At 66.0% G+C, this 13,960-nt stretch carries 10 protein-coding genes; 3 read left to right on the top strand and 7 right to left on the bottom strand.

From position 1 onward, the window contains the following. Positions 1–19: 19 nt before the first annotated feature. Positions 20–982 carry a LysR family transcriptional regulator gene (locus tag ACFV4R_RS09020; protein WP_377202013.1) on the bottom strand — a complete coding sequence of 321 codons (963 nt, stop codon included), beginning with the start codon at positions 980–982 and terminating at the stop codon, positions 20–22. A 180-nt stretch (positions 983–1,162) separates the two neighbouring features. On the opposite strand from ACFV4R_RS09020, the gene ACFV4R_RS09015 reads away from it, so the two are divergent. Further along, positions 1,163–1,300, top strand: a complete 138-nt coding sequence (locus ACFV4R_RS09015) for a hypothetical protein (protein ID WP_156368405.1) — start codon at positions 1,163–1,165, stop codon at positions 1,298–1,300. A 112-nt stretch (positions 1,301–1,412) separates the two neighbouring features. On the opposite strand, the gene ACFV4R_RS09010 is transcribed toward ACFV4R_RS09015, so the two are convergent. Further along, on the bottom strand, positions 1,413–4,103 hold the full coding sequence (locus tag ACFV4R_RS09010) for a LuxR C-terminal-related transcriptional regulator (protein WP_377202012.1): 2,691 nt from the start codon (positions 4,101–4,103) through the stop codon (positions 1,413–1,415). Between the two features lie 376 nt (positions 4,104–4,479). On the opposite strand from ACFV4R_RS09010, the gene ACFV4R_RS09005 reads away from it, so the two are divergent. Continuing rightward, the gene (locus tag ACFV4R_RS09005) at positions 4,480–5,565 is read left to right on the top strand and encodes a hypothetical protein (protein WP_377202011.1); all 1,086 of its coding nucleotides are present in this window, start codon (positions 4,480–4,482) and stop codon (positions 5,563–5,565) included. 70 nt (positions 5,566–5,635) lie between these two features. Here the strand turns inward: ACFV4R_RS09005 and ACFV4R_RS09000 are convergent, their stop codons facing one another. The 3 genes from ACFV4R_RS09000 to ACFV4R_RS08990 are packed head-to-tail and all read right to left on the bottom strand — an operon-like array spanning position 5,636 to position 10,344. After that, positions 5,636–7,006 (bottom strand): glycosyltransferase, encoded by a 1,371-nt coding sequence (locus ACFV4R_RS09000; RefSeq protein ID WP_377202010.1) that lies wholly within the window; start codon positions 7,004–7,006, stop codon positions 5,636–5,638. Continuing rightward, positions 7,003–8,895: a polysaccharide deacetylase family protein gene (locus ACFV4R_RS08995; RefSeq protein ID WP_377202009.1), complete on the bottom strand. Its 1,893-nt coding sequence runs from the start codon at positions 8,893–8,895 to the stop codon at positions 7,003–7,005. The genes ACFV4R_RS09000 and ACFV4R_RS08995 overlap by 4 nt, the downstream gene beginning before the upstream one ends. A 45-nt stretch (positions 8,896–8,940) precedes the next feature. After that, positions 8,941–10,344 carry a polysaccharide deacetylase family protein gene (locus ACFV4R_RS08990; protein WP_377202008.1) on the bottom strand — a complete coding sequence of 468 codons (1,404 nt, stop codon included), beginning with the start codon at positions 10,342–10,344 and terminating at the stop codon, positions 8,941–8,943. 385 nt (positions 10,345–10,729) lie between these two features. On the opposite strand from ACFV4R_RS08990, the gene ACFV4R_RS08985 reads away from it, so the two are divergent. Next, positions 10,730–11,884 carry a chitinase gene (locus ACFV4R_RS08985; RefSeq protein WP_377202007.1) on the top strand — a complete coding sequence of 385 codons (1,155 nt, stop codon included), beginning with the start codon at positions 10,730–10,732 and terminating at the stop codon, positions 11,882–11,884. A 38-nt stretch (positions 11,885–11,922) separates the two neighbouring features. Here the strand turns inward: ACFV4R_RS08985 and ACFV4R_RS08980 are convergent, their stop codons facing one another. Both ACFV4R_RS08980 and ACFV4R_RS08975 read right to left on the bottom strand, forming a co-directional pair. Next, positions 11,923–12,546: a hypothetical protein gene (locus ACFV4R_RS08980; RefSeq protein ID WP_377202006.1), complete on the bottom strand. Its 624-nt coding sequence runs from the start codon at positions 12,544–12,546 to the stop codon at positions 11,923–11,925. Positions 12,547–12,952: 406 nt separating this feature from the next. Further along, a complete protein-coding gene (locus ACFV4R_RS08975; RefSeq protein ID WP_377202005.1) occupies positions 12,953–13,957 on the bottom strand; it encodes a dTDP-glucose 4,6-dehydratase in 1,005 nt (334 codons plus the stop codon). Positions 13,958–13,960: the final 3 nt, after the last annotated feature.

Genomic DNA, 13,960 nt, shown 5'->3' with positions numbered 1-13,960 from the left:
GCTGGTCAATGCCCTGGGTCTACGGGGTACCCGCCGCGTGGATGGCCACGGGATGGGCGCTGACTGGGAAGAGTTCCTGCAGACGGCCGCATGAACGCTGTACCACGGACCGCAGCCAAAGGCTTGCCGGGTCCTCCGTCTGGGACGGATGCCAGTACATGGCCTCCACCAGGGACGCCTCCGTCCCCTCGGCAAATTCCAGGACCGCGATGTTGGCGCCCCGACCGGCGCGTGCGGCCAGCATCCGCGGAACCAGCGCCACAAGATCCGTCCCCTCCACCAGCAGGGGCAAGGACAGGAACCCGGCCACCACGGCGGCCACCCGGCGCTGCAGGCCAAGTGACTCGAAGAGCTTGTCCGCCGGGGTGCTGACGCCCTCCCCGAAATACCCCACGGCGTGCGGCACCGTAATCAGGTCTGCCGGTGTGAGCCGGGGCCGCTGAAGCAGGGGATTCCCGGCGTCCGCCACCACCACAAAGCTGTCCCGGAAAAGCTGCCTGCTGGCACCTTGCATGTGGTATCCGGTGGGCCCCACCAGAAGGTCGATCTTCGAGTAGTCGGCCAGCTGGCCTTGGATTCCCGTTTTGGAAGTGGGCATGAAATCCACTGACACCCCGGGAGCCTCATCACGGAGGATCCCCCGCAAGGGGCCAACAATCAGCGCGGCGGCGTAATCCGAGGCGGCGATGATGAACTCCCGCTCGCTGGTGCCGGGGTCGAAACCTGACCGCACCCGGGTGGCCCGCTGGATGTGCAGCAGGGCTTCATCAACCAGCGGGACCAAGGACTGGGCAAAGGGCGTCAGATCATAGGTGCGGCCGTTGCGGACCAGGAGTTCGTCGTCGAAATGCCGCCGAAGCCTCGCCATCGCAGCACTGGTGGCCGGCTGGCTGAGCTGGAGCCGTTCCGCCGCCCGGGAGATATTCTTCAGCTCCAGCAGGACCTGCAAAGGGGGCAGCAGGTTCAGGTCCAGGTTTTTCATACCCACAGGTTATCCGCGCCCCGCATCCGCAAAGACCGGGCGCCTCCGCAACCAGCTCCCGGGCTACCTTCCGGGCGCGCCCGATGCGTAAGTAGCACGTGGGTGATTCGAGTGCCCCCAACCCGCAAAAGGGTGGCGGGCACCCTTTCCCAGCCGCACTCCCAAGCCAACAATGGCTGCATGGATGCTCAGGAAATGGAGCGGGTGTGGCATGGAAGCCACCGGAAGGGCCAAGCCAAGATGTGGCAGCTGGCCTTTGTCTGGTGCGTCCTTGGCCTCGTGTCGATTTCGGTACTCATGACGTCCCTGCCGCTGTAGCGGGGACGCCCGGCACCACCAGGGCCCGGCCGGAGAGCTGCACTGCAGCCCACACCGGCGGGGCCCCTTTGTGTGGGGGGACCTTGGTGCGGCCTTCCTGGCGTGCCGGGCTCTACTCCGGGAAATCCTCTCCGTGGTTCCACACCTCGGAAAGCTCCTGCCGGCTGGAAACCCCGAGTTTTCCGTAGGTCCGCTGCAAGTGGGCGTTGACAGTATTCACGGAGATCCCCAGGCGGACAGCCGCCTCCGCGCTGCTCAGCCCGGAAGCTATCAGCCCGGCCACTTCCCTCTCCCTGTTGGACAGCTTGCCGAGGTCCGGGAGGGCAGTAGCGGGCCGTCCGGCAGTGGCCCCTGCCGCCGGCACATCCCCGGCGCCCAGGACATCATCCTGGTCAAAATCGTCGTACCCCGGGAAGGCTACCTCCGGGTGCGACGCCGGCACATCGTCCTGCGGCTCTCCCAGCATTGCCGGCGGTACGCTCCAGATGAGGTCCGCCACGCCCACCTCGTGGGACCTTAATCCGCGCGCTCCCGTCCGTGCCGCAAGTCCCAGGTTCAGGTTCTCCAGGGCGCGGTGTCCCCGTTTGCCGGCGGTATCCGCCAACTGCAGCAGCCTGCGGTTGGACGAGCCTGCACCGCTCACCACCGAGCGGGCCGCCGAAGAGTAACTGTCCGCCAGCCGGGCAGCCAGATAGCTGCCGGACTGCCTTCTCGCGTCGTAGGCTGCCAAGGCGCGGCGGACCTGCCCCACGTCCCCCAACAGCCACGCGGCAGCAGCAAGTCCACCCAGCGTGACCGGCAACAACCCTTCCGGGTCTGCTTCATCGAAACGCACCTTCGCTTGCCGGAAATGCTCACAGGCCAGGTCGAGGCTGCCCTGCCGTGCCAGGACGAAGGCCCGGTACAGGTGCGCCGGTCCCTCAAAATAGCTGAGCCGGCCCACTGTCTGCCGCGGCGCCCCCGAGCACACCATTTCCTTGCCACCCCATTGGCCCCGCCAGATCAGGTTGGAGCCGTGGATGATCAGCACCACCGCGTGGAAGTCCACAGTGCACCGGGCCAGGCGTTCCAGTGATTCCAGGGCGGCGGTGGACAACTCCACCGCCTCGGCAAACCGGCCGCCAACGGCCAGCCCCTGCGAGACCAGCGCCATGAGCAGCACACCCGCCTCGGTAGTCGGCAACGGAGGCGGGCCCCCAGTTTCCCCGCTGGCCCCGCCGGACCGGTGATCGCCGCCCAGTGCAGCGCCTACGGTGTGCTGCCGGCTGAGCCGCTGGTACAGCGCATCCCCGGCGCGCGGCCAGGTGCCGGACTGGGCATCAAGGTACAACTGCAGGACATCCAGCTCGTCCCGCGACTCCTGCCCGCCAAAAGGTTCGGCATCGACGGCGGCCTCCACCCGGCGTCGCGCATCGTCAACGAGCGCATGCAGAACGTTGGGGTCCGGGGACGTGGGATGCAGCGCCCGCACCAGCAGCCAGACCGCCCGCAGGAATTCCCTGTTGTCCGCGCCGTCCGAGGATGCCAGCAGACGCCTGAGCAACTGGACGCTGCCATAGATGTCCCCCATGAGGTACAGGGCCCTTGCATGTTCGACGCCGGCCGGGAGCCTTAGTTCCGGCGCCGTCACCCCTGCGGCGGCGTGCCGGGCCCTCTGGCTGTCATGCAGGTCGTTGGCGGCGATCGCGACGGCCAGCAGGTCGGCGTCCGGCGTAGGCAGGCCGCTGACCTGCTCCAGGGCAACGCGGCGGAACAGGTCCCACAGCGAGCCGGCATCGCCGTGGGACATCTGGCCCAGGAGGGCCAGCCGCAGTTCACGCTGCTGGTCCGGTGCCAGCTGCTGCAGGGCAGCACCGGCTTCGAGGACATGGTTGAGGGTTGCGGTGGCGGCAGCGGGATCCGGCAGCCCGGCGTCCTGGATTCGGACGGCTCCAGCGGACCGGAGCTCAGCCAGGGCTACGCTGCCTGCCAGTGCTTCGGCGACGCCGACGGAGAGCGGCTCGCCGACGGCCAGGAAATCTATTAGCTGCCGCTGCTGGTGCGGATACGCTGCCAGCCGGCGCGTCACGAGCTCCTGGATTTGGGTGCCCCCGCGCGTGTCGCGGGTCATCGACCATTCGCCGCCGGAGCAGGCCACACCGCCGCCGGCCACCGCCGCATCAAGGAGGAGCCTCGCGGCCAGCATGTTGCCCGCTGAGGCCGCCTGGATATTCCGGACCAGGCCTTCGGAAGGCCGGCCCTGAAGGCGGGACGCCAGGAAGTCCCGCATCCGTTCCGGACCAAGCTCGGAAAGGTTGACCACGGACAGTTGGCGGGCCACCACCGACTCCATCAGTTCCATGCGCAGCGGCCTGTCGGAACGGTGGGTTGCCAGCAGCCGGATGTCCGGTTCGGACACCACCCTGTTGAGAAGCCAGAGCGACAGGTCGTCCAGGAAATCTATGTTGTCCAGGGCCAGCAGCACGGGCATCCCCGGGGGCCCTGCGCTGCGCAACGCCTGGCACGAGGCCTGAACCAGGAACCTGGGGGAAGCATTCGATTTCGCGGGCAGGTCCGGAATCAGCGCCATGGCAATGCTGAACGGAACATCGGTGAAGGAACTGGCCGCGGTGCGCGCAACGACAGAGAACGTGCCCTCCAGGACGGAGGCCGCGGCGTCCAGCAGGGTTGTCATGCCCGAACCGCCGGCGCCGGAGATCAGCACGCCTGCCGGTTCCGGCCCTGACAGGGCGACAACAATGTCATGCAGCTCCGCTGCCCGGATGATTCCCTGAGAAGGGTGGTTGCCTGCCGCGTTGTCCATGGTCCTGTCTTAGGTGAGGGCCACCGGGCGCATTTCCTGGTGGCCGCGGTAGGACCGTTGTCGAGATGCTCACACGGTATCGGGCCATTTCAGGCAGGGATTGAGTGTGTACTACTTGGATTTTCGGGCCCCGGACCGGGTATTCCCGATTCGGGCGCTGGACCGGGCCTGTGTAAGGTTGGTTGGCGTGGGCAGGTTCCGGCGCCTGCGGCTGGGGAGTTGACGAGCGCCGATTGATGTAGCTGCCCCCACCGCGATCCACCATCCCGGGTGATAAAAAACCGACGTGCAGCGTTGCCGCTGCGCGCTACTTTTGCGCGCCCGCGGCGGGTCGCCATGGTCTCGGAGTCCATGCACCCAACAGATATGACACCCCATGAAACACCTGATCACAGCTCTGGCAGCAGTGCTGCTACTGGCCGTCGGTGGACTGTTCACGGTTTCGGCCACTCAGTCGTCCGCCACCACATCCGCAGCAACCAAAGCAGCCGGACAGCGCCCGTCCGAGTCCCCGGCCAAGGACAAGGCACAGCCCAAGCGGACCGCCCCCACGCCAAGCAGCACGCCGGTTGCCGCACCGGAAACCTCCCCTGCGGCCGCCGCTCCAGCTCCAGCCACCCAGGCGCCGGCCCCGGCAGCACCGGCTCCGGCGCCCGCTCCGGCCATTGTTCCGGCGGCAGCCACCGGGAGCGGCAGCAGCGCGTACCCCCTGCACAGCAACATCATCAGCACCACGTTCTGGGTTGGCGAGATCTTCAACGCCAGCCTCTCGGACGGTTCGCAGGTCTGCTCCACCTACAACAGCCAGTGGGCCTTCCAGCACACCGGTGTAAAGCTCGGCACTGTTGACGCCGGCGCTGCCGGATGCCCCGGCAGCTATTACGGCGGGTGCGACGGAGTGAGCTCCGGCTCCGGCGCCAACTTCAAGTGCGCTACCGAACGGCGCGTTGCCAGCAACGGATACTTCCCGCTCAACCAGCCCACGCCGCTACAGAACCCGTTCTACCTTGACCTGCCGTACGACGACCTGAACGACGGCGTCGCCTTCCAGGAGCGTTGCCGGGTCATCCCCTGGGCTGCAGCGGACAACGCCGCCACCGGGGTGGACCACTGCGCAGACCAGGGCTACAGCTACATGAAGAACCGGTGGGTCCAGATCACGGGCCCGAACGGCAGCACCTGCTACGGACAGATCGAGGATGCCGGCCCCTCCAGCGGCTCCGAATACCACGATTCCGCCTACGTCTTCGGGGCCGGCGACGCACGCCCGGTCAACCAGAGCTTCTCCGCCGACGCTACCCAGGGTGCCGGCATGGACGTCTCCCCCGCCCTGAACGGCTGCCTTGGCTTCGCCGAACTGGACGGCAGCAGCGACCGCGTCTCGTGGCGCTTCATTGACCGTGCCAACGTTCCGGCCGGACCGTGGCTGACCGTTGAGACCACCTCAGGAGTCAGCAACTGACGGCAGCAGGCGCCAGAACCTCGAGCGGTGCCGCCTGACGGAGCCTCCTGAGAGAGTCTCCTGACAGTTGTCAGGAGACTCCGTTCCCGGCCGTCACCGGGGTCAGCTCTTTCCCCTGCACCCTGCGGGCGGGGCTGACCCAGGTGCCGGTCGAAGCCGAGGAGAACGCCTTCGGGAGTACCTGGAGGCACAGGAAGGCATCCAGGATCCGCATCAGCGGGAACAGCGGCGCCATCAGCAGCATCCCCGGCTTGCGCAGGGAAACCGCCGCAAGGATGGTCAACAGGAAGTCCGGCAGCAGGACACCGAACAGCACGTCCTGCGGCCGCAGCAGGCCGGACAGGAAGACAGCAACATCCCAGTCGCTGCCAAAGGCCGTCACCTGGATCGCGGCAAGCATGGATACGAGAAACACCGGCAGCAGCAGCACAAAGAAGACGCAGCTCATCAGCAACTCGAAGATATACGTTGCCAGGACCAGCCAGAACCGGCCGGTCTGCTTCCGGTGGCGCCGGACCGTCTGCCAGAATCCCAAAATCCACCGGCGCACCTGCTTCATATAATCCTGCAGCCTGTCCGGGTCCTGGGTATAGGCCACCGCTGCGGACGGGTGGAACGCGATCCTGCCGAGTTTCCTGGCGTGGATCTCGAACGTCATGTTGAAGTCCTCGATGACCAGGCCGGGCGCGACGACGTCGATCTCCTGCAGCGCACTGGTCCGGTACATACTGGCAAACCCCGGAACGATGGACACCACGTTGGCACCGCGCGCGGCCTGCCCGTACTTCAACAGGAGCTGCACCACGATGTACAGCCGCTCCCGGTACGCCACCAGGAACCGTCCCATGGCGGTGGGCGACGGCGGATCCATGATGGATTTCGCCCTCCCGGCAACGGCCACCACCGTTGGATCGGCGAACAACGGCAGGCCGGTCCGGAGGTAATCCTCGGTGGGCCGGGTATCGGCATCCAGCAGCATCACCACCTTGAACCGCCGGCACAGGTCAAAGTGCGCGATCCCGGCGGCCAGGGCACCCGCCTTGCCCCGGTTCGGGTCAAGCTCCAGCACTTTAACGCCGGCTGCGCGTGCCAGCTGTGCCGTGTTGTCCGTGGACATGTCTGAAACCACGTGGATGTTCCGGCGCGGTACCAGCCTCGACGCCGCACGGATGGTCTCGTTGATCACCAGTGCCTCGTTATGGGCTGCCACCAGCACGGCAACGTGGGACGGCAGGATGCGGACGCCCGTCCCCCTGTGGCGGCCCCTCCGGGGCCGGGCGGCGACGGCCGGCAACCCTGCCCTGACGGACCGCCACGTGCGGTACCGGTGTTTCCACTCCTCCCACAGCCAGGAGTTCTCCCCCGCGAGGCGTACCAGCCCCACGACGGTCCAAAAGATGGTGCTGACACCAAGGACAAGGATGATGGAAACAGCTATCACAGCGCCGGGGCCCCCACAGTGTCGTACATCGCGTAGTCGTCCGTGACGAGGGTGCCGTTGCTGAAGAGGTTGAGGCCGAAGCTGATGGCTGTGGCCCCCGCCGGCAGTGCCGGCGTGGTGAAGCTTGCCTGCGTGTAGGTGGCGGTTGGTGCGAGCCAGGGGCCCGAAGTCCAGTACACCCACGTCCCTGCGGAGTTGCGGTAGTAGACGGCGAACTGGGTGGTGGCCGTGGAGGTGTACCAAGCCCGCAGCGAATAGGTCTTGCCGGCGATGGCTGGTGGGGCGCAGGAACCGGAGTCCAGGGACGGAAGCAGCTTGCTGTCACCGTTTGAGTAGTTGCTCATCACCAGCCGGACGGCCTTCGTACCGGAGTGCGCGCCGGTGGCGAGCGTGGCGTAGGTGGGCGTGTTGGTACCGAAGCCGGCCGTCTGCCAGCACTGCGGCAGGGTACCCGTGCCCGCAGTTTCCAGCCCGGCGTTCTGCACAAGGTTCGCGCCCGCCGCCGGTGGTGGCGGCGGCGGTGTTGCGGCGGCGTCGAACATCTCGGCGTCATCGGTGACGAGCGTGCCGTTGCTGAAGATGTTCAGGCCGAAGCTGATGCCGCTGGCCCCGGCGGGAAGCGCCGGGGTGGTCCAGGTCGCCTTCTGGAACGTTGTGGCCGCGGCGAACCAGGGGCTTGAGGTCCAGTAGGTCCAGGAGCCAAGTCCGCTGCGGTAGTACAGGGCGAACTGCGTTGGGACCGTGGATTTGTACCACATGCCCAGGTTGTAGCTGTGCCCGGCAGTTCCTGCGGGCGAGCATCCGCCCAGGTCGAGGGACGGCAGCCATTTGGCGTCACCGTTGGCGTAGCTCCGCATCACCACCTGGGCTGCCCTGCCGGTCCGGCCCTGGTTGACGGTGCTGAATGTGGGGGTATTGGTTCCGTATCCGCCCTGCTGCCAGCACTGGGGAGCGCCGTTGGTGAGCGTTTCAAAGCCCGGGTTCTTCACCAGGTTGCCCGTGCCGGGCGGAGGGACGGCCGGTCCGTTGACCAGGGGCTTGACCGTTCCGCCGATGACCTGGTCAACGGTCTTGACGGTGGTGGTGGCGGGACGGGTCTTCAGCCAGTTGGCGAACTGGTTAAACAGGGTGGGCGAGATGGTGATGGGGTCTGAGGGGTTGTTGGCGATGTGGTGGAAGGTGAGTTGCACCCATCCTCCCGCCCCATTTTCGGCCTGCGTGACGCTTCGCTGAAGGTCGGCAAGGGTCCAGGTGTTTTCCACCTGGTCGGGTGCCTTCGTGTAGTAGGGGTCCGCTGGCGGCATCGACTCACCTACCGCGCATGTACCGCAGCTGAACCGGGTGCGGATATCGCCCAGCCCCCGCGCGCTGTTGTAGCCGCAGTTCCGGACAATTGTTTCGGTGCTGGCGTTGGCCGCCGCAAAGGGGTGGGCGAAGCTGGTCACCCGGAAACCCCAGTTGCTGAGGTTGACGCGGTCATTGCAGACCTGCCGCGTGGCTTCATCGCTGGGCAGGGTGGTGAGGTCCGGGTGGGTCACGGTGTGGCCGCCGATTTCATGACCGGCGGCGGCCAGTGCCTGGACCTGGGCGAGCGTGAAGTAGTTCGGGGTGTTTACGACGCCGGAGGTCACGTAGAAGGTGCCCTTCAGTCCCAGCGAGTTCATGGTCTGGGCTGCGGCCAGCTGGTCCGCGTGGCCGTCGTCGAACGTCAGGCTGACCACGGTGGGCGCGGCAGCATGGGCCGCGGGCGGGCTCATCGCCAGGCCGGCGACGGCCAGGGCCAGGGCGGCCGTCACGGTGACCAGGGATTTTGCCCGACGGAGCAGTCCCTTCCGGGCACCCCCGCGCGGAGGCAATTCTTCCACGGGCTCGCAGCCGGTAGTTTTCATGGCGTACCACTCGATTCATCTTGGGAAGGCCCCGTGGCAGGGGACTCACTGGGCAGGAGGCGGCGCCCCCACGGTGTCGTACATTTCGTAGTCATCGGTGGCCAGCTGGCCGTCGCTGAAAAGGTTGAGCCCGAAGCTGATGGCCTTTGCCCCGTCTGGGACAGGCGGTGTCTCCCAGACCGCCTGCCCGTACGTCGTCCTGGCGGGGAAGTACGGGCTGGCCGTCCAGAACTGCCAATCTCCCATTGCGTTGCGGTAGTACACGGCGAATTGGGTCCGCGCGGTGGACTGGTACCAGGCGCGGAGCGAGTAGGCGTGGCCCGGGGTGACACTCGGCGCGCAGGCTCCCAGGTCCAGGACCGGAAGGAGTTTCACGTCGCCGGATTTGTAGGCCGTGACATCCAGCCGCCGGGACGTTCCATCCCGGAAGCCGGGAGCCAGGGTGGCCAATTCGGACGAATTCTCCCCGTAGCCTGCCACCTGCCAGCATTCCGGCAGGCCATACTTTCCAGGTGTTTCCAGTCCGGGATTCCGCAGGGCGTTCACGCCCGGGCCGGCAGGCGGTGCATCTGCTCCCGGAACCACTGGCTTGGCCACTTTCCCAATGACCTCGTGGACGGTCCGCACCCCCATGGTGCCCTTCGCTGTCCGCTCTTCCAGCCAGGCGGCAAACTGTTCGAACACGGCCGGGCTGATTGACAGCGGACTTCCGGAGTCATCGATGTCGTAGAAGGCCAGCTGCAACCAGCCGCCTGATGCCTCAGCCTGTTCCACAGTCTGCTGCAGTCCCTGCAGTGTCCAGTCCCGGCCCACCTCGGCGGTGGCACGGGTGTTGAAGGGATCCTCGGGACGTACGGTCTCGGCCGGGGCGCAGGACTCGCAGGAGTGCGGGCTGCGGATCCGGTCCTGTCCCCGGGCGCTGTTATAGCCGCAGCCGGACACGATGTCCTCGGCGGCGGGGGACGACGCCCCGAAGGGGTAGGCAAAGCTGGTCACCTTGAAACCCCATTCACTGAGCTTCGCCCGGTCACTGCACACCTGCCGTTGCGCTTCGCCGGGTTCGACGGCGGTGAGGTCCGCCAGGGTGACCGTGTATCCGCCGATTTCGTGGTGCTGATCGGAGAGGCTGTGCAGGTCCTCCTGGTTCAGGAAGCCGGCGGCGCCAACGAAGCCTGAGTTGACGAAGAAGGTGCCGCGCAACTGGTGGTCTGCAAGGATGCGGGCCGCTTCCCGCTGGCTGGACCGGCCGCCGTCGAACGTCAAGGAAACTGACAGCAGCGGTGCGGCGCCGGAGGTGGGTGGATCGGAAGTTTGTGGGCCCGCCGCTACATCGCTACGGTCGCCGCGGTTTGCTGTCATGAGTGACGCACCGCCGGTCAGTACGGCAAGGACGGCAATCCAGGACACGGCGAGGAGGCCCACCCTCCTGCGCGAAGCACGGGCCTGCACAGACGCCAGCCTGCCATTCCCAGGGCCGGCGGTCCCGGAACCGGGATTTTCGCCGGTCACGGCGCGGACCTGCCCGCAGCGGCGCGCGGCCATCGGAGGGCTACGCCCTTCATTGACGAGATTTCCATGGTGAGACCCGTTTCTCCACCGACCGGTTTCAGTCGTTCACAGCCTCAGCCTATGGAGGGCCGTTCCCACCGGACACGAGTAGGCAGTACCCGTATTTGGCTTGTGGACCACGTACCTGCGCGAAGCCACTACTCGGCGCTGCCTACCCAGCCACTACGGCCCGTCATGCATGGAATCCTGGCCTGAAAACGGGGCGCCTATGGTCAAATGGTGGTTCAGGAGAGTGGACAGGAAATCCGACCAACACGGGGGACATGTGGCAGCCAAACCGGGCACCGGCCAGGTCAGCAGGGCCGCCGCGTCCCCGGCACCACCGCGGGCGGGAAGGGTGCATCTGCCTTCGGGCAACCGGCGTTCCAACACCCGGCTCGCCGTGGTGGCCGCAGCAGTATCGCTGGCCCTGGTTGGCGCTTTCTTCCTATGGCGTTTCATTGCGGAGGCGGGCATGGCACAGCAACCGTGGTTTTCGGGATATGCGGACGTGACGGTAGACCCGCCGTACGACTTAACCGGGACCGGACGGCCGGACAGCCGTAACGTCACCCTCGCCTTCGTCGTCGCCGACTCCTCACAGCCGTGTGCTCCCAGCTGGGGCAACGCCTACAGCCTCGATGCTGCCAGGGACGCGCTCAACCTTGAGCAACGGATCTCCGCCCTGAAGTCCAACGGCGGCGCCATCGCGGTTTCCTTTGGCGGCTCAGTTAACACTGAGCTTGCCGTCGCATGCCAGGACCCGGTCCAACTGCAGGCTGCCTACCGCTCAGTGGTGGAGCGTTACTCCCCCTCCACCATCGATTTCGACATCGAGGGGGATGCGCTGCTCAACGGACCGGCCGGGGAACGGCGGGCAGCGGCGGTGGCCGCCCTTCAAAAGGAAAAGAACGGGTGGGGCGGCGGACTGGACGTGTGGCTCACGCTCCCGGCATCACCACGCGGGTTGACCGACGACGGCATTGCCGTGGTGGACCAGATGCTGGCCGCCGGAGTCGACCTTGCCGGCGTCAACATCATGACCATGAACTACGGGTCCAGCCGCGGGCCCTCACAGAGCATGCTGGACGCGGCGGTGGCGGCCGCCGGTTCCACCCACGACCAGCTGAGCCTCAGCTACCAACGGGTGGGGACCAGCCTCAGCAGCCAGGAGATCTGGTCGAAGATGGGGCTGACTCCGATGATCGGCGTCAATGACCTGCCGGGCGAAGTCTTCGGCTTGGACGCGGCCAGCGGCCTTAACTCCTTTGCCGTCCAAAAAGGCATCCAGAGAGTATCCATGTGGTCGCTCAACAGGGACCGGGAGTGCGCGGCCGCCGCTGCCGATGGCCAGGCGAGCCACGTGTGCAGCGGAGTCCAGCAGGAGCCCGGCCATTTCGCCAAGGCCCTCGCCGCAGGATTTGAGGGCAAGCTGCGCTGACGCCGCGGGCGGGCTGCCTGCTGGAGTTACCTGCCGGGTCAGCGGACCTGGCTGGTGGTGACAATGTCGAGCCACGGGCCTTCCGGCACCTGGTCCCGTGTCACGAATTGCCAGTCCACGGTGTCCGATTCGCCGTTAATATCTTCAAAGCCCAGGCACGCGTTCAACGCCGGAGAAACGTCCATTCCAGCCCCGTTGAATTCCTTATTGGCAGGGCGGGCATCATCGGAACCAAAAACATATTCCTTGTCGTGGTACTGGCCGGGACCTGCGTCCTGGATCTGGCCGTAGCATTCCTGGTTTCCCTTGCGGATCCGGACCCATTGGTTCTTCATATAACTGAATGATTTGTCCTGCTCACGGCCCGCATAGGCAGAATCCTTGGCCCAGGGGATGACGCTGGCCCGTTCCGCGAACGCCTTGCTGTCGTTGACGTCGTCGTAGGGCAGGTCGAGGTAGAAGGGGTTTTCCTTGGGTGTCATGCCGGTGGGCATGTAGCGGTTGGCTTCCGTCCGCTGCTCCGTCTCGCAGGTCCCTGATTTCATCACCCCGTCGCAACCGCCGTAGTTCCGCATCCAGCCGGAGTCGTAGGTGGACATGACCTGGCTGCCGTCGTCGGCTTTGGGATCGAAAAGTTCACCCACCCAAAACGTGGTGGCCACGATGTTGGTGTGCCACGGATAACCGCCCTCCCCGGAGGAGCTTCCTCCGTCCGGCGGGGCGGGAGGTGAGGAACAACCCGCAGCGATGAGCGCCACCGAGGACAGTGCGGCGGCGAAGCCCCACCGTACCCGAATGCTGTGCCGAATCCGCCACGTGCGCGATCCCGCTGGTGAAAGCAGAAAATTTGGCGCTGCCGCTCTTTTCAACCCGGACTCCTTCGTATGCCGTGACACTTTATTTTCCTTGAGATCCCGTGGCATCGGCGAGGGAAATGCGCACATTGACAGCCAATTCATAGCTTTCCGGACATTCCCGACATTTCCGGAATTTCGCAGCCCAATGGCCGGGCCGGGAAATAATCCCGGTCCGGCCAATGGAGTAATCGGACTTCCTGGCCCTAGGCCATCAGGAGGCGAGAATAACCTTCCACCGTGAAGCGTCCGCCGTGTTCGCCGTCCGGTTGTCCGCGGCGACGTTGGTGATGATCTGGTCCACGGTGGTCTTCGGGTCGAAGCCCACCAGGCCAAAGGCCTTGGTGTTGTCCGGCACCCGCCGCCGCATGTCCTCGTAGCCTTCGGAGTAAGCCTGCTCGTAAGGCACCAGGGTGATGGGGCTGTCGCTCCCCACGAGTTCCACGATCCGCTCCGCGAGGGCGAGGATGGAGATCTCGTGGTTGCCACCGAGGTTGTAGGCGTTGCCGTACGCGCGCTCGTCCTCGGAGATCCGCGTAATGGCGGGCACGATGTCACCCACGTAGGAGAAGCAGCGGGTTTGGTGCCCGTCTCCGTAGACGGTCAAGGGTTCGCCCGCGAGCGCCTGGCGTACCAGGCGCGGCACTACCATTCCGTAGCGTCCGGTCTGGCGGGGACCCACGGTGTTGAAGAGCCGGACAATCGCCACCCGCAGCCCGAACTGCCGCCAGTAGGCGTGGGCGAAGGCTTCATCGATGCCCTTGGCCGCAGCGTAGGTCCAGCGCGATTTCAGGGCCGAGCCCAGGATCCGGTCCGATTCCTCGGAGAGGCTGTCCGAGGTGTTCTTACCGTAAATCTCGCTGGTGGATGCCAGCAGGAGGGTGGCTCCGGCTTCAAGGACGGAGTCCAGGACCACTTCCGTGCCGTGGATGTTGGTGCGCAGGCTTTCCAACGGATGGTCAACGATCAGGTTGACGCCTACCGCGGCGGCCAGGTGGAAAACCCGGTCCGCCCCCGCCACGGCTTTGTCCACGGCAGCCCGGTCAAGGATGCTGCCTTCGATGAAACGGAACCTGCGGTGTCCGATGACGCCCTTGAGGTTCTCAAGCCGGCCGGTGGACAGGTCATCCAGGACAATTACCTCGTCCCCCGCTGCCAGGAGGTGTTCCACGAGGTGGCTCCCGATGAATCCGGCACCGCCGGTAATTGCTGTTCTCATGCT

Origin of the sequence: Pseudarthrobacter sp. NPDC059871 (genome assembly GCF_042731175.1) — a bacterium.
GTDB lineage: Bacteria > Actinomycetota > Actinomycetes > Actinomycetales > Micrococcaceae > Arthrobacter.
This window is presented reverse-complemented; position numbering and strand designations above follow the sequence as displayed.